This is a genomic window from Actinomadura roseirufa (genome assembly GCF_900659635.1).
GTDB classification, from domain to species: Bacteria; Actinomycetota; Actinomycetes; order Streptosporangiales; family Streptosporangiaceae; genus Spirillospora; species Spirillospora roseirufa.
Genome location: NZ_CAACVB010000016.1, coordinates 1 through 25,048 on the forward strand (window position 1 = coordinate 1; position 25,048 = coordinate 25,048).

A 25,048-nucleotide genomic window follows, 5' to 3' on the forward strand; every position below is an offset into this window, starting at 1 on the left:
CACCGGGCAGGATCTCCGCGGTCGCCTCGCGCTGGACGACCTCATACCGGTCGATGCCACCCGAGGTGCCGACCGGCCGCGTACTCCAGCGCGCCGTCCGCCGCCGGCATCGCGGGCGGCGGCGGCGTCGACGCCGGCCAGTTCGAGGACGGTGCCGGTGTCCTGTCCGGTGCCGGCCGTCAGGCCGGCGGCCAGGTCGACCGAGCGGGTGAACGCGCCGCCGAGGCCGGTCCGCCGCAGCGGGGTCGCCGTCATGGCCTGGGGCGGGACGAGCAGGGCGCGATCGTCGCCGTCCAGCACGAGGAGGTACGGCGACTCCGCGGCGGCGTCGATCCGGTCGACCGACCCGGCGAGCACGCCGTCCCGCCAGGAGAGCCGGACGCGGGCCGTGCCGGCGTCGACGACCGCCACCGCCGCCCGCGCCTCGTGCAGCGACGCGACGAGATCGGAGGCGCGCCCGTCACCGGAGAGCAGGTCGACGGCGGCGTGGGCTTGGACGGCGGCCCACCCGAGGGCGGGCCAGCTTCGGCCGAGACGTTCGAGGGCCACGGCGGTGGTGATCCGGTCGGCGCCTCCGCCGCCGGACGCCTCCGAGGTTCCGAGGGTCCACACGCCCAGGTCCGCCAGCTCGGCCGTGAGCCCGGCGACGATCGCGGGATCGGGATCGCCGCCGTCGAGTACGGTGCCGCGACCGGCGGCGAGGGCGTCCAGCATCGACGCCAGATCGCGCTGGTCGTCGTCGAGAACAGGGCCGAGCCAGCTCATGACCAGAAGCTCTCCGTCTTGGGCGGGCGCCGTTCGCCGAAGGCGGCCCCCACTTCGTGCGCCTCGTTCGTCCGCAGGTAGAGGCTCAGCTGCTGGTCGTGGGCCATCCGCGCCTGGCCGGAGACCCCGTTGTGGCGCGCGGAGAAGGCGCCCTTGAGGGCGCCGATGGCCAGCGGGCTGCGGTCGGCGATCTCGCGGGCGACCTCGGTGGCCCGCCCGAGCAGTTCCTCGGCCGGGACGACCTCGTTGACCAGCCCCATCTCCAGGGCCTGCGCGGCGGTGTACTTCCTGTTGAGGTACCACATCTCCTTGGCCCGCTTCCGGCCGATGGCGTCCTCCAGGTACCAGGTGCCGTACCCCGCGTCGAAGCTGCCGACCATCGGCCCGACCTGGCGGAAGACGGCGTTCTCCGCCGCGATGGTCAGGTCGCAGACGGTGTGGAGCACCTGGCCGCCGCCGACCGCGAAGCCGTTGACGGCGGCGATGACGGGCTTGGGGACGGTGTCGATCGCCTGGTAGACGTCGATGATCGGCAGCACCTGCGACGGGTCGAGCGAGGTGACCGGGTCGTGCTCGCCGCCGATGCAGAAGAACTTGTCCCCGCTGCCGGTGAGGACCGCCGCCCGCAGGGACGGGTCGAGCCGGAACCGCCCCAGCGCGTCGAAGAGCTCCAGGCAGGTCTGGTGGCGGAACTTGTTGCCCGCCTCCGGCCGGTCGATGGTCAGGGTGAGGATCGGGCCGTCCGCCGAGACGCGGATGTCGTCGTAGGTCATGTGGATCGTTCCCATCAGTGGTCCGAAGGGAGCTCGCCGGTGCGGAAGCCCTGGCCGTTCTTGGCGCCGAGCCGGCCCGCCGCGACCATCTGGCGCAGCAGCGGCGGCGGGGCGTAGCGGTCGTCGAGCGTCGCGGCGTACGCCGACTCGGTGGCGTGCAGGTGGACGTCGAGGCCGATCATGTCGAGCAGTTCGAGCGGGCCCACCTTGTAACCGAGCCCCAGACGGAGCGCGGTGTCGATGTCCTCGGCGGTGGCGAGCCCGTCATCGTACTCCTGAACGACGTCGTTCAGATAGGGCATGAGCAGGGCGTTCACGAGGAAGCCCGGCCGGTCCTTGACCACCACGGCGTCCTTGCCGCCCAGCGAGCCGACGAGCGCCACGAGCCGCTCGACGAGTCCGGCGCCGGTCTGCAGCGCGCGGACGATCTCGATGGTGCGCATCAGCGGCGCCGGGTTGAAGAAGTGCAGCCCCGCGACGCGGGCCGGGTTCGGCAGCGCGGCGGCGAGGGCGGTGACCGAGAGCGCCGAGGTGTTGGTGACGATCGGGGTGTCCTCCCCGACGACCGCGGCGATCCGGGTCAGCGCGGCCATCTTCACCTCGGCGTTCTCGGTGACCGACTCCACGACGAGGTCGGCCTCGGCGAGGTCCCCGGCCGCGAGGGTCCCGGTGATCCGGGCGAGGATCGCGGCCTTGCCGTCCTCGGTCGTCTTGCCGCGGGCGATGCCGCCGTCGAGGAACGCGGCGACGGCCGCCGTCCCGGCCGCCAGGCGATCCTCGCCGGCCTCCAGGGCGATCACCCGCCGGCCGGACGCGGCGAAGACCTGGGCGATGCCGGCGCCCATCGTCCCGAAGCCGAGCAGGCCGATCGTGGCGAACGGGGTGGACTCGCTCATGCTGGACTCCTCACGACCCGAACAGCCGGGTGTCGTCGTACTCGTAGAAACCGCGGCCGGTCTTGCGGCCGAGGTCGCCGGCGGCGACCATCCGCTCCACCATCGGCGGCGGGAAGAACCGCTCGTCGCGCAGCTGCTCGTAGAGGCGGGTGGCGACCTGCTGGTGGATGTCCATCCCGACGATGTCGAGGAGCCGGAACGGGCCCATCGGATGCCCGAGCGCCCCCGGCACCGCCGCGTCGATCGCCTCCTTGGAGGCGAGCCCGGACTCCAGCGCCCGGATGCAGGAGTTCTCCCAGGGGATCAGGAACCGGTTCACGATGAATCCCGGGCGGTCCTTGGTGACCACGCTCGTCTTGCCCAGGGAGCCGAGGAAACCGATCGTCGCCTCGTGCGCCCAGCCCGCGGTGTGCCGTCCGTCGGCGACCTCGACCAGCGTCATCAGCGGCGCGGGGTTGCAGTAGTGCGTGCCCACGACGCGCTCCGGGCGACGGGACCCCGAGGCGATGGCGGTCACCGACAGCGTGGAGGTGTTGGTGTGGAAGAGGGTGCGCTCAGGGACGATCTCGTCGAGCCGGGCGAAGGTGTCCTTCTTCAGCGCGAGGTCCTCGAAGACCGCCTCGATCACGACGTCGCAGGCCGCGAGGTCGGCGAGGTCGGTGGTGCCGGTCAGGGCGGCCTTGGCGGCGCGGGCGGCGTCGTCGCCGAGCTTGCCGCGCCGGACGCTCTCGTCGAAGAACCCGTGCACGGTGGCGACGCCGCGGCGCAGGTTGGCCTCGCTGACGTCGTAGAGGAGCGTCCGGTGCCCGGCGCGGGCCGTGACGACCGCGATCCCCGAGCCCATCGTGCCCGCGCCGAGGACCGCGACGGTCCTGCTCTCATCGTTCAATGATCTCTCCTGGTCGGTCTCAGCGGACGCTCTGGCCGCCGTCGATGACGATGACCTCGCCGGTCATGAAGTCCGAGGCGCTCCCGGCGAGGAGCAGCAGCCACGGCGCCAGCTCGCCGGGCTCGCCCATCCGCCGCGCGGGGATCGCGCGGACCACCCGGGCGAGCGCCTCGGCGTCCTCGCGCAGGCCCGCGTTGAGCGGGGTCGCGAAGTAGCCCGGCGCGATGGCGTTGACCTGGACGCCGTGGCGGCTCCACTCGATCGCCATGGCCCGGGTGAAGGCGATCACGCCCGCCTTCGAGGCGGAGTAGGCCGCGTGGCCCGCGACGCCCTGGAGCGCGAAGTTCGAGGCGATGTTGACGACCTTGCCCGAGCCCTGGGCGATCAGGTGCCGGCCGACGGCGCGCGTGGCCAGGTAGGTACCGCGCAGGTTCGTCGCGATGACGCGGTCCCACTCCTGCGGCGGCTGGTCGACCAGGGGCGTGGACGCCACGATCCCCGAGTTGTTGACCAGCACGTCCACCCGGCCGAAGGTCGCGATCGTCGCCTCCACCATGCGGTCCACCGACGCCTCGTCGGTGACGTCGGTGGGGCAGGCCAGCGCCCGGCCGCCGGACGCCGCCGCCTCCGCGGCGAACCGGTCGAGCTCGGCGCCGGTGCGCGCGGCGACCGTGACCGCCGCCCCGGCGTCGACCAGTGCCCGCGCCATCGAGCGCCCGAGCCCCCGGCCCGCGCCGGTCACGATGGCGACCCTGCCCTCCAGCTCGCCTTCCGGTCTCGTGGCCGTCATGCCCGGCCCTCCCAAGCGCGCGTGGTCTCGCGGCCGATGAGCAGCCGCTGGATCTCGTTGGTGCCGTCGTAGATCTGGGTGACCTTGGCGTCGCGCAGGCAGCGCTCGACGCCGAGGACCGCCAGGTCACCGTACGGGCCGAGGATGCGCGCGGCCTCGACCGACACCTCGAAGCCGAGGTCGGTGCACGCCTGCTTCATCATCCCGATCTCCCCCGGCGAGACGCCCGGGTCGGTGTCGACGCGCCGGGCGACCGAGTGGAGCAGGAGCCGGCCGCGCAGGATCCTGCCGCGCAGCCCGGCGAGCGCGAACGTCTCCTCGTCCGGCAGCCGGGGCCCGTGCAGGCGGATGAGGAAGGCGAGCGCGCGGGCGTAGGCCGCCCGCGCGAGGCCGACGCCCTGGGCGGCGGCGCTGACGCGGGACTTCACCACCGAGCTCATGACCAGGGACCAACCGCCGCCCTCGGTGCCGAGGAGGTTCGCCCGCGGGACGGCGACCCGCTCGAAGAACAGCTCGGCGGTGCTGGAGCCGTGCATGCCCATCTTGCGGAACGGCCGCCCGCGCGCGACGCCGGGCCAGCCGCCCTCGACGACGAAGGCGGTGATGCCCCCGCGGCCCAGGGAACGGTCCACCGTCGCGAAGCAGACGATCACGTCGGCCCGGTCGCCGGTGGTGATGAAGGTCTTCTGCCCGCTCAGCGACCAGCCGTCGGCGGCCCCGTCACCGGCGGGCGTCGCGGTCGTGGTGAGGGCGGACACGTCGGAGCCCGCGTCGGGTTCGGTGATGCCGAGCGAGCCGTAGCGCGAGCCGTCCAGCAGGCCGGGAATGTAGGCGCGCTGAAGCTCCTCGGTCCCGGCGAGGAGGATGGGGTAGGCCGTGTGCGTCTGGGTCATGAAGACCAGGCTGGTCGCGGCGCACCCCGCGGTGATCTCCTCCATCGCGACGGCGTAGGCGACGTTGGTGTCGCCCGTCCCGCCGAGGTGCTCGGGGAAGATCAGCCCGCCCAGCCCGGCCCGCGCCAGCGCCTGGACGCCGTCGTGCGCGAAGCCGCCGCCGGCGTCCAGCTCGGCGGCCCGCGGCGCGACCTCCCGCGCGACGACGTCGCGGGCGAGGGCCCGGATCTCCAGCTCCCGCCCGGTCAGCGCGGCGTCGGCGGCGGGCTCGTCGAGCAGCCCGTGGACGGTGGCGTAGGCCGCCGGGTCGACGTCGATGTCGAGCGGCTCGATGACCGGCCCGGTGCCACCGCTCATCGCGCCGGCTCCGGGTCGGCGAAGTCGGCGGGGCGGCGCTCCAGGAAGGCGCCGATGCCCTCGCCCGACTCCTCGCGCGCGATGGCCAGCGCCGCGAGCGCCGTCTCGGCGGTGAGCCCGGCGTCGAGCGAGGTGTCCCGGCCCGCCTCCAGGGCGTGCAGGATGGAGCGGACGGCCAGCGGCCCCTGCGCGGCGACCTCCCCGGCCACCGCCAGCGCCGTCCGGAGCAGGTCGTCGGGGTCGACCACGGGCAGCGGCGTGAGCCGCAGCTCGTGAGCGCGCGCAGCGTCCAGGCGCGCGCCGGTGAGCATCAGGTGCGCGGCGACGGCGGGTCCGACCAGGCGCGGCAGCCGCTGCGTGCCGCCGTACCCGGGGATCAGCCCGAGGCTCGCCTCGGGCAGCCCCAGCGACGCGCGCGTGGACAGGACCGCGAAGCTCGCGGCCAGGACCAGCTCGAAGCCGCCGCCCAAGGCCGGTCCGCCGACGGCCGCGATGACCGGGATCGGTGCCCGCTCGATGGCGCGGAACACCCGCTGGCCGAGGCTCATCGTCGCGTGGGCCCGCTCGGGGCCCATCGCTGCGATCTCCTTCAGGTCGGCGCCGGCGCTGAACGCCTTGCCCGCACCCGTGATCACGATCGCGCGCACCGCCGGGTCGGCCGCGGCCGTCTCGACGGCCTCGGCCAGCGCCGTCAGGACGGCGGTGTTCAGCGCGTTGTACGCCTCGGGACGGTTGATCGTGAGCGTCACGATCCGGCCCGTCCGCTCGTTCAGCAGCACGCTCATGAGACGACCTCCCTTCCGGTCGCGACGTCGGCCTCCGCGATCGCTCCCGCGGCGGCCAGCCGGCGCATCTCCTCGGTCGTGTAGCCCACCCCGCGCAGCACCTCCGCGGTGCCCTCGCCCAGGTCGGGGAACCGCTCGTTGCGCGGCTCGATGGAGGCGAGCCGGAACGGGCTGCGGACGGTGACCAGCCCGCCGTCCGAACCGGGGACCGGCATCAGCGAACCGCGGGCCACGACCTGCGGATCCCCGACCACCTCCGACAGGGTCTGCACCAGGGCCACCGGCACCTCGACCTCGCCGAGGACGCGCAGCCAGTGCGACGCCGGGCGGGTCGCGAGCCGTTCGGCGACCGTCCGGGCGATCCGCGTGCGGTGCTCGCGGCGGCCCGCGTTGTCGGCCAGCTCCGGGTCGTCGGCCAGCTCGGGGACGCCGACGGCGGCACAGAAGCGCCGCCACATCGCGTCGTTGCCGATCGCCACCACGATCACGCGGTCGGCGGCCTCGAAGGGCTGGTAGACGGCGAGCACCGAGTCGGTGCCCCCGCTCGGCGCGGGCTCGGGCTCCCCGGCGTGGTAGGCCGCGATCCGCGGCGCCATCAGCGCCAGGTCGGTGTCGAGCAGCGAGACGTCGATGGTCTCGCCCTCACCGCGCGTCCGCTGCCGGACGAGCGCCGCGCTGATCGCGATGGCGGCGCACATCCCGGTGGCCACGTCGGACAGGGCGGTCGAGACCCGCTGCGGGCCGCGGCCCTGCTCGCCGGTGACCGACATCAGGCCCGACCGCGCCTGGGCGACCAGGTCGTAGCCGGGCAGGTCGCGGTCGGGGCCGTCCAGCCCGAAGCCGGACATCGCGCAGTAGACCAGCCGCGGGTTGCGCGCCCGCACGCTCGCGCCGTCGATGCCCAGGCGCTCCAGCTTGCCCGGGTTCATGTTCTGCAGGAACACGTCGGCGCTGTCGAGCAGCCGCAGCAGCGCCTCGCGGCCCTCGCCGCCGCGCAGGTTCAGCGCCACCGACCTCTTGTTGCGGTTGGCGGAGGCGAACCAGGCCGACGTGCCGCCGGCGAACGGAGGGCCCCAGCCGCGGGCGTCGTCCCCCGACCCCGGGCGCTCCACCTTGATGACGGTGGCGCCGAGGTCGGCCAGGTACATCGCCGCGGTGGGACCGGCGTACGACGTCGTCATGTCGACGACGCGCACGCCGTCGAGCGGCCCGCGTCCACTGGGCATCGGGGTCACTCCTTCGGGTCCCGGTCGTGGCCGGTGATCGTCACCACGGAGTCCTCCACGGCGGTTCCGGTCCGCCCGGCCGGGTGGCCGGGGCGGGTGGCGGCTCGCACGGAAACGTGCGAGTGATTCGGACAGTACCGACATAAGACAGACTGTGCAAGGTCCAACATTTAACTCGAACAGGTCCCGGGCGGGCTGCAAGCCCCTGTCCGGGCGCGGTACTGTGGAGTAGACGTAAATATTGGACATCAGTCAGACGGACCACCACGATCCGGTGGGCGACGAGCGAGGGTGCGACGTGACGGCAGGGGACAACGACCGCGAGTTGCAGCGCAAGGTGATCGGCCGGAAGGTGCTGCGGCCGCGGGAGCAGGTCGAGCAGACGATCAAGACCGCGATCCTGTCCGGCGAGCTCAAGTCCAACGAGATGCTCCCGCCGGAGGCCGAGCTCGCCCGGCAGTTCAACGTCAGCCGCACCACCGTGCGCGAGGCGCTGCGCAGCCTGTCGACCCAGAACCTGATCTCCAAGGTGCCCGGCGCCCGCGGCGGCAACTTCGTGCGGTCGGTCGACCACCGGTCGCTCAGCGAGGCCGTCATCGAGTCCGTCGACAACCTCCTGACCCTGGGCAGCATCGAGTTCGAGGAGGTCGCGGAGGTACGCCAGCAGCTGGAGGTCCCGTCGGTCCGGCTGGCCGCCGCGAACCGCGAGGACGAGTCCCTGCGCAAGCTCAAGTCGATCGTCGAGAAGCAGAAGACCGCCTCCGTCGACGACCCGGCGATACCGGACCTGGACCGGCAGTTCCACACGCTCATCGCCGAGGCGTCGGGGAACCGCGTCCTGGCGTCGCTGGTCGCGGCGCTCCACAGCGCGACCGAGCCGGTCCACTACCTCGATCTGTCGCCCGAGGTCGGCCGGGAGACCGTCAAGCAGCACCAGGCGATCGTGCGGGCCATCGAGGCCCAGGACTCCGACACCGCCGAGAAGGCCATCATCGAGCACCTCACCTACCTGCGGCTCCACCTCGCCGCCCACCGTCAGGGCTGAGACGAGGCGCCCCGGCCATGCGTTCGGCCCGCGGGCGGCCGTGCTCGATGGCCGCCCACGGGCCGGGGCTGAGGAGGAGGCGGCTCAGGCCGCCGCTCGCGCGCGCGCCCAGATCCGGACGATCTCGTCCACGGGCACGACGTCGTGGCGGGCCTTGAGCACCTCCATCGTCAGCTCGTGCAGACGGCGGTCGTGAGCCGCCACGCAGTCCTCGACCAGGACGTTGTAGTAGTCGTGATAGGACGCGTCGCGCAGCGTCGCCTCCACGCACCCGGGCGTCTGCTCACCGATGATCACGACGGTCCGCACGCCGGCGGACCTCAGCAGCAGGTCCAGGTTCGTGCCGGTGAAGCCGCTCGAACGGTGCTTGGTGACGACGAGCTCGGCGCCGACCGGCCCGCACTCGGCGTAGAACTCGGCGCCCCACGTGCCCTCGACGACGAACTCGTCGACCCCGGCGATCAGCCGCTTGGACCGGAGCCACGCCGGGGAGTCGCTGGCGCCGTGCGGCAGGTCGACGAGCCGCACGTGGTACACCGGGACGCCGAGGTCGCGCGCCTCGGCGACGAACCGCTTCCACGAGGTCACGAGATCGCCCATCGCCGAGAGGTCCTTGCCCGCCTGGGCCACCTTCCCGGCGGGATGCAGGAAGTCGTTCTGCATGTCGATGCTCAGGATCGCGCAGTGAGCCGGGTCCAGGACCTCGTCCAGGCGGTCGAACACCTGCTTGCCGAACAGCTCGATCATTCGCGCTCCCTCCGTTCCTTCATGGATACCCGCTACGACCAGTCGGCGCTGTGGTCGATCCACCAGTTGGCGATGGCATCGCGCCGCGCGAACCACACATCGCCCTTGTCCAACGCGTATTCGATGAACTCGCGCACCGCGTTCGCCCTGGCCGCCTGCCCCGCCAGGCGCGCGTGGAGCCCGACCGTCATCATCTTCGGGAAACCGGCCTCGCCCTCGCGGTGCAGCTCGTCCAGCCCGCGGCGCATGTAGTCGTAGAAGTCGGTGGGCGACCCGAACCCGCCCTCGGCGACCGCGAACCGCGTGTCGTTGTACGTCTGCGTGTACGGGATGACCAGGTGCCGGTGCCCGGAGACGTCCGTGAAGTAGGGAAGATCGTCGTTATAGGTCTCCGAGTCGTACAGGAAGCCGCCGTCGTCCACCAGGAGCTGCCGGGTCCACGGCGTCGAGCTGTAGCGCCAGTACCAGCCCACGGGGCGGGTGCCCGTCGTCTCGCGGATCGACTCGATCGCGCGCTGGATCTGCTCCGCCTCCTCCTCGCGCGACATGTGCCACGGCTCGCTCCACCGGTATCCGTGGGAGCACGGCTCGTGGCCCAGCTCGCCGATCGCGGCCGCGACCTCCCGGTTCCGCTCCAGGGCCATGCCGGTCGCGAAGAACGTGACCGGGACGGAGTAGTCGCCGAAGATGTTCAGGAGCCGCCAGATCCCCGCGCGGCTCCCGTACTCGTAGACCGCCTCCATCGCGAAGTCGCGGTGCGGCGAGGGGAGGTACCAGTTCAGCTCGGCCATGCGGTCGGTGCTCCGGTCTCCCAGCCGCTCGTAGTGCTCGGAGCCCTCCTCGTAGTTGATGACGAAGTTGACCGCGACCTTCGCGTCGTCAGGCCAGACCACCCGCGGGACGCGCCGTCCGTACCCGATCAGGTCTCTGGGACGGGTGACGTCCGTGTTCGCCTCGTCGCCGCTCATTCTGTCTCCTGTCGTGAGAAGGACCCGGACGTGCCCTGGCCGGGCTCGGCCGCCGTGCGCAGGCTGTCGCTCGCGATGCGCGACCGGTTCATCGTCCGCCCTGAGAGCTCACTGACGACTTTTCCCTCGCGGAAGACGAGCACGCGGTCACAGATGTGCGGAAGATGGTCGTACTCCGCCGAGGCGAGGACGACGCCCATGCCCGCCTGCGCCGCGTCGCGGATCCGCTGGTAGATCTGCGACTGGGCGCCGACGTCCACGCCCTGGGTCGGCTCGTGCAGCAGGAGCAGGCTCGGTCTGGTCTCGAACCACTTCGCGATCAGGACCTTCTGCTGGTTCCCGCCGCTGAGCGTGGACAGGGCCCGCTCCGTCCCGGACGGCCTGACGTCGTACTCCTCCAGGAGGCGCTGCACCCGCTCGGTCTCGGCGCTCCGCCTGATCACGCCCCGCGTGAAGTAGGAGCCGATCGTCGCGATGCTCAGGTTCTCGCGGACGCTCGCCGCCTGGACCGACGCCTCGACCAGCCGGTCCCCGGGCAGCAGCGCGAACCCCAGACCGATGGCCCGCCTGGGGCTCAGCCCCTTGAGATCCACCTGCTCGCCCCCGGCAGTGTGGATCACGCCGCCGGTCGCGCGCCGGGCGCCGAACAGGAGGTAGGGCAGCTCGTCCCAGCCCATGCCGACGAGCCCGGTCACGCCGACCACCTCGCCGCGGTGGACGGTGAACGAGGTCGGGCGCACGTCCGCGCCCTCGACGCCGGTGAACTCGGCGATCACCTGATCCTGCGGCTGGTGCGGGGCCGGATAGAACTCGCCGAGCGGGCGGCCGAGGATCAGCTCGGTCAGCTTCTCCTCGTCCAGCGACTCCGTCGCGTCGCAGGCGACCCTGGTGCCGTTGCGCAGCACCGTGACCCGCTGGGTGTTCTCCAGGATCTCGTCCAGCCGGTGGGTCACGAGGAGGATCCCCACGCCGGCCGCCGCGACCTGCCGCACCGTGGCGAAGAGCTGCTCGACGCCGTCGCGGGGGAGCGAGGCCGTCGGCTCGTCGAGGATGAGCAGGCCGCGGGCGGCGTCGCCGAGCTGGTCGAACGCCCGCACGATCGCCACCTGCGCCCGCTGCACCTGGCTCAGCTCGCCGACGAGCTGCGTGGGCCCCACCTGAAGCCCGAACCGCTTGAGCAGCGCGGCCACGTGGCGGCTCTCCTCGCGCCAGGAGACCCGCCATCCGAACCGGACCCCGCGCGTGCGAAGGCGGATGTTCTCGGTGACGGTCGCGCTCTCGACCAGCCCGAGATCCTGGTGGACGAAGACGACACCGCGCTGCATCTGCCGGTTGGGATCGACGGGAAGCGCCACGGGCTCGCCGTGGACGGTGAGGGCGGCCCCCGGGACGTCGTCGGGCGCGTGGTATCCGGAGAGGATCTTGATGAAGGTCGACTTCCCGGACCCGTTCTCACCGACCAGTCCGTGCACCTCGCCCGCGGCTATGTCGAGATCGACGCCCTTCAGCACCGTCTGACCCGAGAAGGTCTTGGTGATCCGTGCGGCCACCAGCGCCGGCGGTCGTGCCCCGGGATCGGACGACCTCGTGCCGTCGGCCTGAGCGCGCGCCGCGGTCATCCCAGACCCCACAGCCTTTTGTACTCGTTCACGTAGCTTCCGCCGTAGATGGCGGTCTCGGCTCCCTTGAAGTCGATGCCCTTGGCGTTCGCCTTGTCGAACACCCGGAGCGGGATCTTCTCGTCGTTCACCGGGGCCGCGCCCGTGAGGATCCGAAGGCTCTGGTCCGCGACGGCCCAGCCGGCCCAGCCGAGCGGTGCGCCGATGTCGACGGTGAACGGGCTGCCGCTCGTCTTCAGGTCGTCGACGATGCCCGGGGAGGCGTTGAAGCTGGCGATCTTGGCCGTCGAGTTCGCCTGGCGGACGGCGGGCGTGACGAACTGGACCATGCCGTCGTACACGGGAAGAAGCCAGTTCACCTTCCGGTCGGCGACCGCGTTCTGGGTCAGCGGCCCGACCTTGGTCGACCAGTCGGCGATCAGCGCGTCGCGCACGTCCAGCTTGCACGTGCTGGGACACAGCTCCCGGAATCCGGCCTTGATCCCGTCCATCTCCGGCACGGACACCGGGACGTCGCTGGAGTTGATGGCCACCGCGGTGGCGTTGCATCCCGAGCCGGCGGCCACGTTCGCGGCGAGCAGCCCGCCCACCTGGGAGTAGGCGAAGGAGACCGAGGCGGTCGCGCCCGCGCTCTTGGGCGCCGTCGAGTCGACGTTGAACGCCTCGACGATGGGGATTCCCGCGCTCTTGGCGGCGCTGACGGCCGCGCCCATGAGCCCGACGGGAATCGCCTGAAGGACGATGAGGTCGGCCTTGGCCGCGATGGCCTGCTGCATTCCGCGGAGCTGCTCAGAGGTCTGGCCGCGCCCGTCGAAGAAGTTCACCTTGACGCCGGCCGCCTTCGCCGCGGCCTCGAAGCCGCCGTACACGGCCTTGGTGAACGGGATGTCGCCGGTGGTCGCGATCCAGTAGATGGTCTTGCCGCGCGCCGCCGAGGCGTTGAACGAGGGCCCGCCGAAGGTGAACGTCACCGGGGCCTTGGCGGCGTCGACCTTGGCCTTGGCCGCCGCGACGCACTTGTCGTCGGCCGGTGCCGCGCTCTTCACCCCGCCGGCCGGCCCGCAGCCCGCGACGAGCAGGGAGGCGACGACGGGGACGAGCGCGGCCAGCGGTGAGCGGACGACCCGGCGCGACGGCCGCATCTTCGATTCCATCGATCTCTTCCTTCTCTGTGTTCGGCAGTGCGATGCCGGAAAATGCCGGAGGCCATCGGGTGCGGCCGTTATGCGGCGCTCTTGCGCGCGAAACCCCGGGAGAGGGCGACGGCGGCGACGAGCGAGCCGCCATAGAACACGTCGACCACCCATCCCGAGAAGCCGTACAACTGCAGCCCGGTGATGCCCGTGATGAGGAAGTAGACGGCCACGAAGGTGCCCCAGGGATTGAACTTCCCCACCTGGATCGTCGTCGTCCCGAGGAACACGGCGGCGAACGCGGGCAGGAGGTAGGTGGACGAGGCGCTCGGCGTCGAGGAGCCGAGCATGCCGGCCAGCACGATCCCGGCGAACGACGCGAGCGTGGCCGAGACGACCAGGGATCCGCCGCGGATGAGATCCACGCGGATGCCGGACAGCTGGGACACGGTCCGGTTGGCCCCGACGAAGTACAGGTACCGTCCGAGCGGCGTGAGGGCGACCACGTACCAGAAGGCGACGGTCAGGGCGGCGGCGTAGTAGAAGCCGAGCGGAAGCCCGAGCAGGCGGCCGTTCATGACCGAGCTCAGCCGCGGGTCGATGCCGGGGATCGTCGTCGCGTACAGGCCGTAGCCGACCCCGGACCAGAAGGTGCCGGCCCCGAGCGTCACGACGATCGAGGCGATTCCGAGCCGGACCACCAGCAGCGCGTTGATCGCGCCGATGACGACCCCCGAGCCGAGCGCGGCGAGCACCGCGAGCCAGATCGGCCAGCCGTGCAGCACGTTGAGCACGCCCACGAGCATTACCGAGATGCTCATGGCACCGACGATCGACAGGTCGAACTCTCCGACCAGGAGCGCGAGCAGCAGCCCCAGCGACAGGATGAGCAGCACCGCCTGGGTACCGAAGATCGTCTGGAAGGTGCTGACCGCCAGGAAGGACGAGCCCAGCAGCACACCGAACAGGGCGATCAGCAGGGCCCACGCCATGACGACGCCGTAGCGCCCGGCGAAGGCGAAGAACGTCTGACGCGTCCGACCGCGGGATTCCATCTGCACTCCCGTTTCTCCGAGAACGACTGCCTCGCGACCGACCGTGGAGCAGGTCCCGGGCGTCCGAGCTGAAGTAATGTCGAACAATGTGCTACGTGTCCTGCGGATGTCAAGAGGCCGACGTCGGCGTGCGCGGAGTTCTCGCATCGTGAGACGGGTCGTGCGGGTGCCGTGCGGTGACCTGGCCGTGCGCGCCGACGCGCTCCGTCCGGCCACCGTTCGCCTTGGCGCATAACCGACATCGCCGAGATCCCCCCTAGAGGGGCCGCATCGCGATCGTGTTCCCGTTGACCTTGGCATTCTCATAGAGTGAGACACCTAAAAGACCTTGGGGCCGCCAGGGGGGAGGGCGGCTCCAGAGTCGGCGACCTGTTGGCCGTCTCGCCAGGAACGTTAATGTTGGACAATCGCGCGACCGTCGTACTAGGCTCGTGAAGGCGGCTGATCGCCGCCCGTCACGAGAGGTTCGAAACGATGGGACATCGTCTGGTTGTCGTCGGAGGCGGTCTCGCCGGGCTCGTGGCCGCGCTGCGGGCCGCGGAGAACGGGGTCTCGGTCACCGTCCTCGAACGCGGCGCCGCGGAGGGCGGCGACGGGAGCGCGCGGCTCAGCGGCGGGCTGCTCCACGTCGCGTGGCGGCCCATGGACGACCCCCCGGACGTCCTCTTCCAGGCCATCATGAACGAGACCGACCGCGACGCGGATCCGGTCCTCGCGCGCACCCTGGCCGACACGTCCCTCGAGGCGCTGGAATGGCTCAAGGAGCAGGGCGTCGACATCAGGCCGAAGTCGGCCGAGGTCCCCTACATGAAGCAGGCCATCCACCCGCACACCATCGGGATCGGGGCCCGGCACATCGAGGAGCGGGGGCCCGACCGGGCCATGCGGCTGCTCTACAAGGTCGCGGACGAGCGGGGCGTCGCGATCGTGCACTCGGCGGTCGCGGGCGAGCTGCGGCGGTCCGGCGAGGGCTGGACGGTCGGCGCGGCCGTCGCCGGGGCGTGGCGGAGCTTCGCCGCCGACTCCGTCCTCATCGCCGACGGCGGGTTCCAGAACAACGCCGAGCTGCTGACCAGGTACGTCGGCCACGCGGCCGATCGCGCGTTCCTGCGCGCGTCCGCCGCGTCGGCGGGCGCCGGTCTGCGGCTGGCGCTGGAGAACGGCGCGGGCGCGGTCGGCCTCGGGCGGGTCTACGGGCACATGGTGTCCTCCGGGGCCTTCGAGAACGACATGCTCTGGCCCTACCCTCCGGTCGACAAGCTGTGTCTCAACGGCCTGCTCGTCGATCGCCAGGGGCGGCGCGTCGCCACGCGCGCGGACAACGGGGTCCAGCTCGTCAACGAGCTCGTCCGGCACGAGGATCCGCGCGGCCTGAGCGTGGTCTTCGACGACGCCCTCTGGTACACGGCCGGGACCGACGACCCGTACGGCACGCCCGTCCCCAACCCCGACCTGGTCGATCGCGGCGGCCCGTACGTCCGGGCGGAGAACCCGGACGACCTTTGCGCCGCCACCGGAATGGACGCCGCGGAGCTGCGGGCGGCCATCGACGCCCACAACGACGCCCCGGGGAAGCCGGCGATCACCGGCCGGCTCCACAGCCTCCGCGTGGTCCCGGGGATCACCTTCACGATGGGCGGCATCGCGACCGACGACGCGGCGCGGGTCCTCGACCCGGCGGGCGCGCCGCTGCGCGGCCTCTACGCCGCCGGGAGCTGCACCGGCGGGATCCAGGGCGGCCCGCGCGGGGGATACGTCGGCGGGCTCGCCGTCGCCCTCGTCTTCGGGTTCCGCGCCGGCTCGTCGATCCCGGCCGACCTTGACAGCGACCCCCGTGCCACCGAGGAGGAAGCGTGAGCACCGTCTACGCCGTCGGCTGCAACTTCAAGAGCTCCGAGCTGGAGCGGGAGTGGAACGACTGGTACAACGGCCCGAAGATGGCCCAGATGCTGGCGCTTCCGATGTTCAACGGTGTTCAGCGCTTCACGGCGTGCGCGCTGGACACCGGCGTCGCCTACCTCGCCGTCTGGCTCCTCGAATCCCCGGACGCCCTCACGACCCCCGAGTACGTGAGCACCTGGGGCTTCGACCGCTGGGCCGGTGAGATCACCGACTGGACCCGCGACCTGATCACCCCGCTGCGCGCGCCGCTCCCGCCCGTCCCGCTCGCCGAGGAGGACGGTCTCCTGCACGTCGCCTGGTTCGACGGCTCGTCGAACGTCGAGCGGGCGATGAAGGAGGCGGAGGACGCGGGCGGCGGCCCGTGGTGGTGGGGCGAGAACTCGGGCCTCGACGAGTCGTTCTCCCACATCGCCATCGCGGCGGCCGGCCCGGAGGCCGTGACCTCCCCGGCGCGGACCTTCACGGACGCGACCAGGGAGACGATCCTGCGTCCGATCAGCCGTCCCGGCCGAGCCGGGGGCGAACCGCGATGACGCTGCGGGACCAGGTCGAGCTGTTCGGGGCGTCGCTCGCCGGGGACGCCGAGGCGGAGTGGCCGCGCCTGCTGGTGCTGGACGCGCTCGGGGCCGGGCTCGCGGGCCGGGCGCACCCGGCCCCGGCGGCGCTGCGACGCCTGGCTCCCGCCCCGCCGCCGCTCTCGTCCGGCGACGCACAGCTGATCGGCGGCGGACGGTGCGACGCGGTCACGGCCGGGGCGGCCAACGCGGCGGCGGTCCACGCCCTCGACTTCGACGACACGCACCGGCCCTCGCTCGTCCACGTCTCCAGCGTCCTCGTGCCCGTCTGCCTCGCGCTGGCGGAGCGGGAGGACCTCGATCTCGGGCGGTTCCTCCGGGCCTATGCCCTCGGCCTGCGCTTCACCGCGTTCGCCCAGCGGATCGGCCCGATGCTCAACGCCGCGGGCTACCACACGACCGCGGTCCTGGGGGCGGTGGTCGCGGCCGCGGCGGGCGCGTGGGTCCTGGACGAGGACCCGCGGCGCGCCGCCGTGGCCGCGGAACTGGCCGCGACGTCCGCGATGGGCCTGACGGCGAGCTTCGGCACCGACGCCAAGCCGATCCAGGTCGGCTTCGCCGCCGCGAACGCCGCGCGGGCCGCGCTCCTGTCGGGTTCGGACGTCACCGTCCCCCGCGGTTTCACCGGCCCGGACGGGCTCGTCGCGCGGCTCCTGGGCGCGGACGCCCCGCACCTGCTGCGCTGGGGCGATCGGTGTGACGACGGGGCGGTGGGCGTCGTGCCGAAGCCGTACCCGTGCTGCTATCTCATCCATGGGGCCGTCCGCTGTGCCCTCGATCTCCGCGAGCGGATCGCCGGCGGCGACCGGATCGAGACCGCGCGGGTGACGATCGGCCCGCTGGCGGCCGACCTCGCGCTCAAGGCCCCCGTGCCGGGCGACGCGCAGACCGCGAAGTTCAGCACGGCCTACTGCGTCGCCCACGTGCTGGCGACGGGGCACCTGGGGGTCTCGGACTTCGACGACCCGCTGGGTCCCGGCGACGCCGAGACCCGGCGGATCCTCGGCGGGCTGACCACCGAGATCGACCCGTCCCTCGGGCCGGTCGCCGCGACGGTGACGGTCCGCCTCCGGTCCGGGCCGGAGCACGAGGCGTCCTTCGACCCGGCCGCCGCCACCGCCATGTCACGCGACGACCTGGTCGGCAAGTTCCGCTCGAACGCGTCCCGGACGATCACGGCCGGCCGCGCGGAGCGCCTGGAGCAGGACCTCCTGACCCGGGATCCAGCGTTCTCCGTCCGCGCGCTCGCCGAGCACCTCGCGGCCGGCTGACCCGCGCGGGGCGGTGCGGGTCAGCGCGCCACGACCTCCGCACGGCGTGCGCGGCGTGACTTGATCTCGTAGGCCAGGAGCGTCCCGCCGACGGCGGCGGCGACCCCGGCGACGACCGGCAGCGCCCCGCCCGACGTGGCGACCGCGGCGAACGCCAGGACCAGCAGCGCCACCACGACGCGGCTCAGCCAGGGGAAGCCCCACATCCGCAGCCGGAGCAGCTCCGGCGACTCGGCCTCCATGCGGCGGCGCAGCCGCAGCTGGCTGAGCGCGACGAAGACGTAGAGCAGCAGCACCAGCAGCCCGGCCGTGTTGATCAGCAGGTCGAAGGCGTCGTCGCCGGCCGCGAACGCGGCGGTCATCAGGACCAGGGCGAGCGCGGCGCCGCCGAGCAGGGCGGGCGCGGGCACCCCGGAGCCGCGCACCCGGGCCGCCGCCGCCGGGGCGTCGCCGCGCGCGGCCATCGCGCCGAGGACGCGGGACGCCGCGTACAGCGCCGCGTTCATCACCGACAGGACCGCGACCAGGACGACCCAGGTCATCAGGGTCGCCGCGCCGGGCACGCCGAGCTCGGCGATGGCGGTCGCGAACGGGCTGTCGGTGCCGTTGGACGGGACGCGGTTCCACGGCACGACCGCCAGGATGACCAGCACCGAGCCGACGTAGAAGATCAGGACCCGCCAGACGACCCGCAGGGTGGCCCGCGCGACCTCCTTGGCGGGCTCGGCCGACTCGGCCGCCGCGATCGTGACGATCTCCGCGCCGAAGTAGGAGAACAGCACGGTGACCAGGGCGGTGAGCACCGCGCCCCAGCCCTTGGGGGCGAACCCGCCGTGCTCGGTCAGTGCGGCCAGGCCGTTCCCGGCGCCGCTCGACGGCCACAGCCCGAGGGCGTACAGCGTCCCGGCGCCGAGGAACGCCACGATCACCGCGACCTTGGCCGAGGCCAGCCAGAACTCGGTCTCGCCGAACAGCCGCACCGAGACGAGGTTGGCCGCGGTGAGCGCCACCAGCAGCGCGGCCGCCACCGGCAGCACCGGCACGCTCGCCGACAGGGAGTGCAGCAGCTTGGCGCCCGCCACGCCCTCGAACGCGACCGCGACGATCGCGAACAGCCAGTAGCACCAGCCCACCAGGAACCCGGCGCGCGGGCCGAGCGCGGCGCGGGCGTAGTCGGCGAACGAGCCCGCCGAGGGCCGCGCGGCGGCCATCTCGCCGAGCATCCGCATCACCAGGATGACGATCAGGCCGCCCAGGACGTAGGCGACCAGTGCCGCCGGGCCGGTGTCGGCGATCACCTTGCCGCTGCTGACGAACAGGCCGGCGCTGATGACGCCGCCGAGCCCGATCATGGTCATGTGCCGTCGTTTGAGTCCGCGGTGGAGCGTTCCCTCGCTGTCGTGCCGGGTCATGGCGTTCGGCTCCCTGCTGTTCTCGGGGTGGGGAGGTCGGGGCCCCGGCCCAGGGCGGGCCGGGTCCCTGCGTAGCGGGGGGCGGATCGGGCGGCGGGCCGCGCACGCGGCCCGCCGCGGGGCGGTCAGTCGCCGCGGTAGACCGCGGGGCGCCGCTCGGCGAAGGACCGGACGCCTTCGAGGACGTCCTGACCGCGCAGGCAGGCCAGCAGCCCCTCGGTCTCCAGGGCGAGCACCTCCTCCAGGTCCAGTTCCCAGACCCGGTGCATGGCCTTCTTGATCATGCGGACGGGGGTCGGGGCGGCGCCGGTGACGCGTCCGGCCAGCTCCAGCGCCGCGTCGAGCAGCCCGGCGTCGGGGACCAGCCGGCTGACGAGCCCGGCGCGGTACGCCTCGGCCGCGTCGATGGTCTCGCCGGACAGCAGCAGGTCCACCGCGCGGCCGTGGCCGATCAGGCGGGGCAGCGAGTACAGCACCCCGTTGCTCGGGAACAGGCCGCGATGCACCTCCTTGAACGCGAACGAGGCGGAGTGCCCGGCGAGCCGCAGGTCACTGGCGATGGCCAGCTCCACCCCGACCCCGACCGCGATCCCGTTGACCGCCGAGATGATCACCTTGGGGTGGCCGGTGAACAGGCGCGTGAGGTCCTGGAGGGCGTTGGTCCGCTCGACCAGGTCGGCGTCGGTCCCCGCGGCCAGCTGGGCGCCGGCCTCCTTCAGGTCGGTCCCGGCCGAGAAGGCGCGGCCCCTCCCGGTGAGCACCACGGCGCCCACCGCGTCGTCGCGCGCCGCCTCGTCCAGCGCGGCGACCAGCTCGCCGTAGGTGCGCTGCCGGAAGGCGTTCAGCACCTCCGGCCGGTCGAAGGTGACCACCAGGGCCGAGCCGGCGCGGCGCACGTGCAGATCGGTGCTCATCGGGCCTCCTCCAAGGCGTCGTAGGCGCCGCCCGTCCCGGCGGGCAGCAGGTGCTTGGCGATGCGTTCGGACGGCGTCATAGGGAACGCCTCGACGAACTCCACGAACCGCGGCGCCTTGAAACCGGCCAGCCGCGCGCGGACGAAGGCGACCAGCTCGCGCGGCTCGACGGGCTCCGCGAGTTGCACGAACGCCTTGACCTCCTCGCCGAGCAGCGCGTCGGGCTCCGGCACGACGGCGGCGGCGCGGACGGCCGGATGGCCGGTCAGGACCGCCTCCACCTCGGCGGCGGCGATGTTCTCCCCGCCCCGCCGGATCATCTCCTTCAGCCGTCCGACCAGGTGGAAGTGGCCGCGCGGGTCCCGGTAGCCGAGGTCGCCCATGGGATACCAGCCGTCGCGCAGCAGCGGCTCGTCCCGGTTCCAGTACCCGGTCAGCATCGGCTCGCCGCGCACGACGATCTCGCCGACCTCGCCGTCGGCGGCGTCCGTCCCGTCCTCCCGGACGACCCTGGCCTCCTTGCCCGGCACGGGTGCTCCCATCGAGCCGGTGCCGACGCACGCGGTGTCCTCCGGCCGGACGGTCAGCACGACCCCCGCCTCGGTGCTCCCGTACGCCTCCCGCCACGGCGCGCCCCAGCGCTCCTCGATCGCGGCGTGCAGCGCGGGCGTGATCCCCGAGCACAGGACGAGCCGGACGCGGTGGTCCCGGTCCAGGTCGGGGTCGGGCGGCTGCTTGAGCAGCAGCAGCGGCATCGTTCCGAGCACGTAGAAGAACGTGACGCCGTGCTCGCGGACCGACGGCCAGAAACCCGAGGCGGAGAAACGCGGAAGGATCACCAGGGGGACGCCGGTGAGCAGGCACAGCACCGTGTTCCACTGCGGGTCCATGTAGTAGAAGGGCTGCGCGGTGAGGTCCACGTCGTCCGGCGTGACGGCGGCGACCTCGGCGGCGAGCTCGGCCAGGTGGAGCCAGTAGCGGTGAGTGAGCATGCAGCCCTTGGGGAAACCGGTCGTCCCCGAGGTGTACTGGAGGTTCAGCAGGTCGTCCCAGCCGACGCCGGGCAGGTCGCGGACGCCGGACGCGGCGGCGAGCTCCCTCCCCGCGTCGAAGGCGCCGGCGGCGGCCTCGCGCGCGGGACCCGCGTCGGCGGGGTCGAGCAGCCCGACCTCGCCGAAGCCCAGCGCCAGCAGCGCCCCGGCGGCGTCGGCCGAGCCCGCCAGGCCCAGCACCGCGCCCGAGTCCCCGACCACGTGGGCCAGGTCAGCGCTGCGGTAGCCGGGGTTCACCGGGACGATCACCGCGCCGAGCTTGGCGATCGCCAGCCAGGCGACCGGGAAGCCGACGCCGTTCCCCATCATCACCGCGACCCGGTCGCCCCGGCGGGCACCGTGCGCGGCCAGCACGTTCGCCAGCCGGTTGGTCCGGTCCTCCACCTGCGCGACCGTGGTGTCCGTACCGGCGAAGCGGAACAGGACCCGGTCGCCGTCGGTGGCGGCGCGCTCGCGCAGCAGCCCGCCGAGACCGCCCGCCACCCGCGCCGCCGTCCCTCCCGCCGCGTCCCGCGACGCGGCGCTCACGCCCGCCGCCGGGTGGCCAGGTCGAACATCGTCACCAGCTCGGCGACGCAGTCGGCCAGGTCGACGGCCTCCTCGTCGAAGACCCACTGGAGCATCACGCCGTCGATCGCGCCCTGGACCGTGGCCGCCAGCGTCCCCGGCGAGAAGCCGCGGAAGTCGCCGCTCTCCTGCCCCCGCCGCAGGATGCCCTCCAGGTGGTGGCGGCACGGGTCGTACATGTCGGCATTGAAACGGCGCTTCGCCTCCGGTGACCCGAAACTGCCCCAGATATCCACCAGTGCCACGAAGTTGGCACGGTTGGCGGCCATGAACTCGAAGCTGGCCTCGATGAAGGCGCGCAGCCGGCGCGGAGCGTCCGGCGCCCGGTCCACCCGGGCCTTGATGAACCGGTTGGTCTCGGTGAACAGCGCGTTGACGACCTGCTCGATCAGCTCGTCCTTGCCGGCGAAATGGTAGGAGATCACTCCCTTGCTGACGCCGACGTCCTGGGCGATCCGGGCCAGCGACGCCTGCGGCAGCCCGGCGCTCGCGATGGTGGCGATGGCGCCCTCCACGATCTGCCGCCGCCGCGCCTCCTCGATGAACGAGGTCTTCTTCTGGCCGTCCTGATCAATTTTTGACCGCATGGCCAGAATTCAATCCCGGTGGAGGTCAGCGAGGCAAGCCCCGCCCGCCGACCGTACGGATTCCCCCACCCCGCCCGTCCGCCGCGAGGTAGACCAGCACCGCCAGCACCCGGCGGTTCCCGGCCGCCGACGCCGTCAGCCCGAGCTTGCCGAATACCGCCGTGACGTGCTTCTCGACCGCGCTCAGCGACACGTACATCTGGTCGGCGATGCCGGAGTTGGACCATCCCTCCGCCATCAGGGCGAGCACCTCCCGCTCCCGGGGGAGCAGTGAGTCGTTCCAGCCGGAGTCGGGCATGGCGGCACCTCCTCGGTGCGGGAAACCGCAGGATTCAGGCGGACCTCTTGTCTCACTCATACCACCCGGATTGGATTCTGGCCATGCGGTCAAAAATGAGACATCGCGGCCAGATGATCATCGGCGTCCTGGCGGCCACGGCCCTCGCCGGCACCCTCACCGTCCCGGCGCACGCCCAGGCGAGGCCCGTGGACCAGCGGTTCCGCTGCCTCCTCGACGGCGTCGTCACGCCTCCCATCCCGGGGGCGATCCTCACCGTCACCGGCCCCGCCCTGACCTTCGACGGCGCCGCCGGTTCCTACGTCCTCGGCGGCCGTGCCCTGCGCACCACCGACGCCTTCCGCACGGCGAGCGTCACCAAGACGATGACCGCGGCCGTCGCCCTCCGCCTCGCCGAACGCGGCGACCTGCGCCTGGACGCCCCGATCGGCCGCTACCTGGACGCGAAACTCGTGGCGCGCATCCCCTACGGCTCGCGCATCACCGTCCGGCAGCTCCTGAACCACACCGCCGGTCTCTACGACTACGTGGAGAACGACGAGTGGTTCCAGTACGTCCTCGACCACCCGTACAAGATGTGGAAGCCCAGGGAACTGGTGGACTGGGCACTGCGCAAGGGCAAGCCCTACTTCGCGCCCACCCAGGGCTACCACTACTCCGACACCGGCTACGTCCTGGCCGGCCTCGTCATCGAGAAGGCCGCACGTGAACCGCTGCACCGCCTGTACCGCTCGATGCTCCTGCGCCCTTTGAAGATGGACCGCACCTACCTCGAATGGTGGGAGAAGCCCCGCGGCCCCCGCGCCCACAACTATCTCGGTGACCGCGACACCTACGACTACAACCCGACGTTCGACACGTTCGGCGGGGGCGGCCTGGTCTCCACGGGCACCGACCTCAACCGCTTCATGCGCGGCCTGTTCGAGGGCAAGGTGTTCAAGCGCCCGTCGACCCTCCGCACGATGCTGCAGATCACCCCGCAGAGCATCAAGGCCGGGGGACCCTACGGCCTGGGCATCAGCCGCGTGAGCGTCGGTGGCGAGACCGGCTACGGCCACAGCGGCTTCTTCGGCGCCTTCCAGGTCTACATCCCGAAGAAGCGCCTGGCGGTCACCGGCACCTTCACCCAGGCGCAGATGGTGGCCAAGGAGAAGGAGAACCAGTTCATCGAGAACGCCCTCCTGGCCGCCCTCCGCAAGGCCACCCCGGCCCCCTGCGATCGCCGGTCCTGAGGATCCGGCACCTCACCGGCGGGGACGCACCAGCCCGACCGGGCCGGAGCGTCCCCGCCGCGCGTCCATCCGCCTTATATGGCATTCCACATCAAATCCCTTAAAGCGGGCATTTTGCGCAGGGGTGACGACATATCGCCTGTGTCGTTTGACGGGAATGATGGTTTCTGGTGGGCACGAGTCGGGCATGCGTGCATTGCGGGGCCGAGTGATGCGATGACCCTCTTGTGTGGACGCCGGCAGGTCGGTCGATGTGCCGTCCGTGAAGCGGGTGGGTGCTGCACGCCATGACGAATACACCGGAGAACGGCGATGGGTCCGACGAGCCGGCAGAGCAGGGGACGCCGCACAGGCCCATGAGAGGCATGATCCCGACGCCCAAGTCGGAAATCGACAGGGCAAAACCATACATCCCTGACATCGGCGAGAAGGATGACGAGGAAGCCGATGACGAGGAACCCGATTCGCCACCGGAGACGGACGGCGAAAGGGACGAGTGACTCAGCTTTCAGGCAAGGAGAAGTCTTATGGCCAACCAAACACTGAAGCGCGGCGCGCTCCCGTCGCCACGGAGCACCCTCGCGGCCGCGGTGCCCCATGGCGCCCGCATCGGAGCGCCCACGAACTTCCTCATGTATCCCCAGAAGATCTCGTGGTGGGGCAACTACGACAAGGGCGACTGTGTCAGCGCCGAAGAGGCGTTCGCGAAGGCCTGCAACGATCCGGAGATCTTCATCTCGGACGACGAGGTGATCAGGTGGGCGACGGCGCACGGTGTCCTGAACGGCGCCACCCTCGTCCAGGTCCTGGACTTCATGCAGGACGACGGATTCGTCGGGCCCGGCGTGCTCTATAACGACGGCCCCTACTACACCGTTGACTGGACGAAACCCCAAGTCCTGCAGAGCGCCATCTCCACCGGCCCCGTCAAGATCGGCATCGCGGCGGATCAGATCGAGGTCGCCTACCGGACCACGGGCGGCGCGACGGGCTGGTTCGCCACGGACTTCCACGATGACCCGAACCTCGACCACTGCGTCTCGCTGTGCGGCTACGGCACCATCTCCTGGCTGGCGGAACAGTTCAAGGTCGACGTTCCCCCGCACATCGACGGGACGAAGCCGGGCTACGCCATGTTCACCTGGGACTCGATCGGGATCATCGACGTGCCGTCCTTGATCGCCATCACCGGCGAGGCCTGGCTCCGCCAGCCCACCACCGTGATCAAGTCCACCACCACCTGAACCGGCCGGTCGTGGCGGACGCCGGGCGGGCCGTGGTGCGGTCCGCCCGGCGT

At 72.1% G+C, this 25,048-nt stretch carries 25 protein-coding genes; 7 read left to right on the top strand and 18 right to left on the bottom strand.

Annotated elements, in window-relative coordinates; genetic code table 11:
* The 8 genes from E1291_RS05580 to E1291_RS05615 all read right to left on the bottom strand — a co-directional run.
* Positions 1 to 765: acyl-CoA dehydrogenase family protein (locus E1291_RS05580; RefSeq protein ID WP_131736565.1), on the bottom strand; the 765-nt coding region annotated here is incomplete at its 3' end.
* Positions 762 to 1,553 (bottom strand): enoyl-CoA hydratase-related protein, encoded by a 792-nt coding sequence (locus E1291_RS05585; protein WP_207400578.1) that lies wholly within the window; start codon positions 1,551 to 1,553, stop codon positions 762 to 764. The genes E1291_RS05580 and E1291_RS05585, both read right to left, overlap by 4 nt.
* The gene (locus E1291_RS05590) at positions 1,553 to 2,434 is read right to left on the bottom strand and encodes a 3-hydroxyacyl-CoA dehydrogenase family protein (protein WP_131736567.1); all 882 of its coding nucleotides are present in this window, start codon (positions 2,432 to 2,434) and stop codon (positions 1,553 to 1,555) included. Before E1291_RS05590 ends, E1291_RS05585 begins: the two co-directional genes overlap by 1 nt.
* A 10-nt stretch (positions 2,435 to 2,444) precedes the next feature.
* Positions 2,445 to 3,323, bottom strand: coding sequence for a 3-hydroxyacyl-CoA dehydrogenase family protein (locus E1291_RS05595; protein ID WP_131736569.1), 879 nt, complete (start codon positions 3,321 to 3,323; stop codon positions 2,445 to 2,447).
* A gap of 19 nt (positions 3,324 to 3,342) precedes the next feature.
* On the bottom strand, positions 3,343 to 4,113 hold the full coding sequence (locus E1291_RS05600) for an SDR family NAD(P)-dependent oxidoreductase (protein WP_131736571.1): 771 nt from the start codon (positions 4,111 to 4,113) through the stop codon (positions 3,343 to 3,345).
* Complete coding sequence (locus tag E1291_RS05605; RefSeq protein ID WP_131736573.1) at positions 4,110 to 5,363, bottom strand: acyl-CoA dehydrogenase family protein; 1,254 nt, start codon at positions 5,361 to 5,363, stop codon at positions 4,110 to 4,112. The genes E1291_RS05600 and E1291_RS05605 overlap by 4 nt, the downstream gene beginning before the upstream one ends.
* The gene (locus tag E1291_RS05610) at positions 5,360 to 6,148 is read right to left on the bottom strand and encodes an enoyl-CoA hydratase/isomerase family protein (RefSeq protein ID WP_131736575.1); all 789 of its coding nucleotides are present in this window, start codon (positions 6,146 to 6,148) and stop codon (positions 5,360 to 5,362) included. Before E1291_RS05610 ends, E1291_RS05605 begins: the two co-directional genes overlap by 4 nt.
* Entirely contained in the window at positions 6,145 to 7,374 is a 1,230-nt protein-coding gene (locus E1291_RS05615) for a CaiB/BaiF CoA transferase family protein (RefSeq protein ID WP_131736577.1), read from the bottom strand. Before E1291_RS05615 ends, E1291_RS05610 begins: the two co-directional genes overlap by 4 nt.
* Positions 7,375 to 7,672: 298 nt before the next feature.
* Between E1291_RS05615 and E1291_RS05620 the strand changes: the two genes are divergently transcribed.
* Positions 7,673 to 8,419 (top strand): FadR/GntR family transcriptional regulator, encoded by a 747-nt coding sequence (locus tag E1291_RS05620; RefSeq protein WP_207400579.1) that lies wholly within the window; start codon positions 7,673 to 7,675, stop codon positions 8,417 to 8,419.
* An 84-nt stretch (positions 8,420 to 8,503) separates the two neighbouring features.
* Here the strand turns inward: E1291_RS05620 and E1291_RS05625 are convergent, their stop codons facing one another.
* From E1291_RS05625 to E1291_RS05645, 5 genes are all read right to left on the bottom strand, one after another.
* A complete protein-coding gene (locus tag E1291_RS05625) occupies positions 8,504 to 9,166 on the bottom strand; it encodes a cysteine hydrolase family protein (protein WP_131736579.1) in 663 nt (220 codons plus the stop codon).
* A 32-nt stretch (positions 9,167 to 9,198) separates the two neighbouring features.
* Complete coding sequence (locus tag E1291_RS05630; protein ID WP_131736581.1) at positions 9,199 to 10,134, bottom strand: polysaccharide deacetylase family protein; 936 nt, start codon at positions 10,132 to 10,134, stop codon at positions 9,199 to 9,201.
* Positions 10,131 to 11,753, bottom strand: coding sequence for a sugar ABC transporter ATP-binding protein (locus E1291_RS05635; protein ID WP_131736584.1), 1,623 nt, complete (start codon positions 11,751 to 11,753; stop codon positions 10,131 to 10,133). The genes E1291_RS05630 and E1291_RS05635 overlap by 4 nt, the downstream gene beginning before the upstream one ends.
* Entirely contained in the window at positions 11,750 to 12,907 is a 1,158-nt protein-coding gene (locus E1291_RS05640; RefSeq protein ID WP_165494972.1) for a sugar ABC transporter substrate-binding protein, read from the bottom strand. The genes E1291_RS05635 and E1291_RS05640 overlap by 4 nt, the downstream gene beginning before the upstream one ends.
* A 68-nt stretch (positions 12,908 to 12,975) precedes the next feature.
* Entirely contained in the window at positions 12,976 to 13,941 is a 966-nt protein-coding gene (locus tag E1291_RS05645) for an ABC transporter permease (protein ID WP_165494973.1), read from the bottom strand.
* Between the two features lie 474 nt (positions 13,942 to 14,415).
* Between E1291_RS05645 and E1291_RS05650 the strand changes: the two genes are divergently transcribed.
* From E1291_RS05650 to E1291_RS05660, 3 genes are read left to right on the top strand one after another with little or no spacing between them, the layout of a single operon-like run.
* Positions 14,416 to 15,798: an FAD-dependent oxidoreductase gene (locus E1291_RS05650; protein ID WP_131736590.1), complete on the top strand. Its 1,383-nt coding sequence runs from the start codon at positions 14,416 to 14,418 to the stop codon at positions 15,796 to 15,798.
* Positions 15,795 to 16,376 carry a hypothetical protein gene (locus tag E1291_RS05655; protein WP_131736592.1) on the top strand — a complete coding sequence of 194 codons (582 nt, stop codon included), beginning with the start codon at positions 15,795 to 15,797 and terminating at the stop codon, positions 16,374 to 16,376. Before E1291_RS05650 ends, E1291_RS05655 begins: the two co-directional genes overlap by 4 nt.
* Complete coding sequence (locus E1291_RS05660) at positions 16,373 to 17,689, top strand: MmgE/PrpD family protein (RefSeq protein ID WP_131736594.1); 1,317 nt, start codon at positions 16,373 to 16,375, stop codon at positions 17,687 to 17,689. The genes E1291_RS05655 and E1291_RS05660 overlap by 4 nt, the downstream gene beginning before the upstream one ends.
* Positions 17,690 to 17,709: 20 nt before the next feature.
* Here the strand turns inward: E1291_RS05660 and E1291_RS05665 are convergent, their stop codons facing one another.
* From E1291_RS05665 to E1291_RS05685, 5 genes are all read right to left on the bottom strand, one after another.
* Positions 17,710 to 19,101 (bottom strand): amino acid permease, encoded by a 1,392-nt coding sequence (locus E1291_RS05665; RefSeq protein WP_131736596.1) that lies wholly within the window; start codon positions 19,099 to 19,101, stop codon positions 17,710 to 17,712.
* 125 nt (positions 19,102 to 19,226) lie between these two features.
* Positions 19,227 to 20,015 (bottom strand): enoyl-CoA hydratase/isomerase family protein, encoded by a 789-nt coding sequence (locus E1291_RS05670; protein ID WP_131736598.1) that lies wholly within the window; start codon positions 20,013 to 20,015, stop codon positions 19,227 to 19,229.
* Positions 20,012 to 21,595, bottom strand: coding sequence for an AMP-binding protein (locus E1291_RS05675; protein ID WP_207400580.1), 1,584 nt, complete (start codon positions 21,593 to 21,595; stop codon positions 20,012 to 20,014). Before E1291_RS05675 ends, E1291_RS05670 begins: the two co-directional genes overlap by 4 nt.
* The gene (locus E1291_RS05680) at positions 21,592 to 22,221 is read right to left on the bottom strand and encodes a TetR/AcrR family transcriptional regulator (protein ID WP_131736600.1); all 630 of its coding nucleotides are present in this window, start codon (positions 22,219 to 22,221) and stop codon (positions 21,592 to 21,594) included. The genes E1291_RS05675 and E1291_RS05680 overlap by 4 nt, the downstream gene beginning before the upstream one ends.
* Positions 22,222 to 22,246: 25 nt before the next feature.
* Complete coding sequence (locus tag E1291_RS05685; RefSeq protein WP_306434445.1) at positions 22,247 to 22,519, bottom strand: helix-turn-helix domain-containing protein; 273 nt, start codon at positions 22,517 to 22,519, stop codon at positions 22,247 to 22,249.
* A gap of 95 nt (positions 22,520 to 22,614) precedes the next feature.
* Here E1291_RS05685 and E1291_RS05690 point away from each other — a divergent pair, with 95 nt between their 5' ends.
* The 3 genes from E1291_RS05690 to E1291_RS05700 all read left to right on the top strand — a co-directional run bounded on the left by E1291_RS05690 (position 22,615) and on the right by E1291_RS05700 (position 24,995).
* Entirely contained in the window at positions 22,615 to 23,751 is a 1,137-nt protein-coding gene (locus E1291_RS05690) for a serine hydrolase domain-containing protein (RefSeq protein WP_165494974.1), read from the top strand.
* A gap of 275 nt (positions 23,752 to 24,026) precedes the next feature.
* Entirely contained in the window at positions 24,027 to 24,251 is a 225-nt protein-coding gene (locus E1291_RS05695) for a hypothetical protein (RefSeq protein ID WP_131736606.1), read from the top strand.
* Positions 24,252 to 24,278: 27 nt separating this feature from the next.
* Positions 24,279 to 24,995, top strand: coding sequence for a hypothetical protein (locus tag E1291_RS05700; RefSeq protein WP_131736608.1), 717 nt, complete (start codon positions 24,279 to 24,281; stop codon positions 24,993 to 24,995).
* Positions 24,996 to 25,048 lie beyond the last annotated feature (53 nt).

Coding starts and splice junctions, on each gene's coding strand:
- E1291_RS05585 (WP_207400578.1), bottom strand. CDS start 1,553: ATGGGAACGATCCACATGACCTACGACGACATCCGCGTCTCGGCGGAC.
- E1291_RS05590 (WP_131736567.1), bottom strand. CDS start 2,434: ATGAGCGAGTCCACCCCGTTCGCCACGATCGGCCTGCTCGGCTTCGGG.
- E1291_RS05600 (WP_131736571.1), bottom strand. CDS start 4,113: ATGACGGCCACGAGACCGGAAGGCGAGCTGGAGGGCAGGGTCGCCATC.
- E1291_RS05605 (WP_131736573.1), bottom strand. CDS start 5,363: ATGAGCGGTGGCACCGGGCCGGTCATCGAGCCGCTCGACATCGACGTC.
- E1291_RS05610 (WP_131736575.1), bottom strand. CDS start 6,148: ATGAGCGTGCTGCTGAACGAGCGGACGGGCCGGATCGTGACGCTCACG.
- E1291_RS05615 (WP_131736577.1), bottom strand. CDS start 7,374: ATGCCCAGTGGACGCGGGCCGCTCGACGGCGTGCGCGTCGTCGACATG.
- E1291_RS05625 (WP_131736579.1), bottom strand. CDS start 9,166: ATGATCGAGCTGTTCGGCAAGCAGGTGTTCGACCGCCTGGACGAGGTC.
- E1291_RS05630 (WP_131736581.1), bottom strand. CDS start 10,134: ATGAGCGGCGACGAGGCGAACACGGACGTCACCCGTCCCAGAGACCTG.
- E1291_RS05635 (WP_131736584.1), bottom strand. CDS start 11,753: ATGACCGCGGCGCGCGCTCAGGCCGACGGCACGAGGTCGTCCGATCCC.
- E1291_RS05640 (WP_165494972.1), bottom strand. CDS start 12,907: ATGGAATCGAAGATGCGGCCGTCGCGCCGGGTCGTCCGCTCACCGCTG.
- E1291_RS05645 (WP_165494973.1), bottom strand. CDS start 13,941: ATGGAATCCCGCGGTCGGACGCGTCAGACGTTCTTCGCCTTCGCCGGG.
- E1291_RS05650 (WP_131736590.1), top strand. CDS start 14,416: ATGGGACATCGTCTGGTTGTCGTCGGAGGCGGTCTCGCCGGGCTCGTG.
- E1291_RS05660 (WP_131736594.1), top strand. CDS start 16,373: ATGACGCTGCGGGACCAGGTCGAGCTGTTCGGGGCGTCGCTCGCCGGG.
- E1291_RS05665 (WP_131736596.1), bottom strand. CDS start 19,101: ATGACCCGGCACGACAGCGAGGGAACGCTCCACCGCGGACTCAAACGA.
- E1291_RS05670 (WP_131736598.1), bottom strand. CDS start 20,015: ATGAGCACCGATCTGCACGTGCGCCGCGCCGGCTCGGCCCTGGTGGTC.
- E1291_RS05680 (WP_131736600.1), bottom strand. CDS start 22,221: ATGCGGTCAAAAATTGATCAGGACGGCCAGAAGAAGACCTCGTTCATC.
- E1291_RS05685 (WP_306434445.1), bottom strand. CDS start 22,519: ATGCCCGACTCCGGCTGGAACGACTCACTGCTCCCCCGGGAGCGGGAG.
- E1291_RS05690 (WP_165494974.1), top strand. CDS start 22,615: ATGAGACATCGCGGCCAGATGATCATCGGCGTCCTGGCGGCCACGGCC.
- E1291_RS05700 (WP_131736608.1), top strand. CDS start 24,279: ATGGCCAACCAAACACTGAAGCGCGGCGCGCTCCCGTCGCCACGGAGC.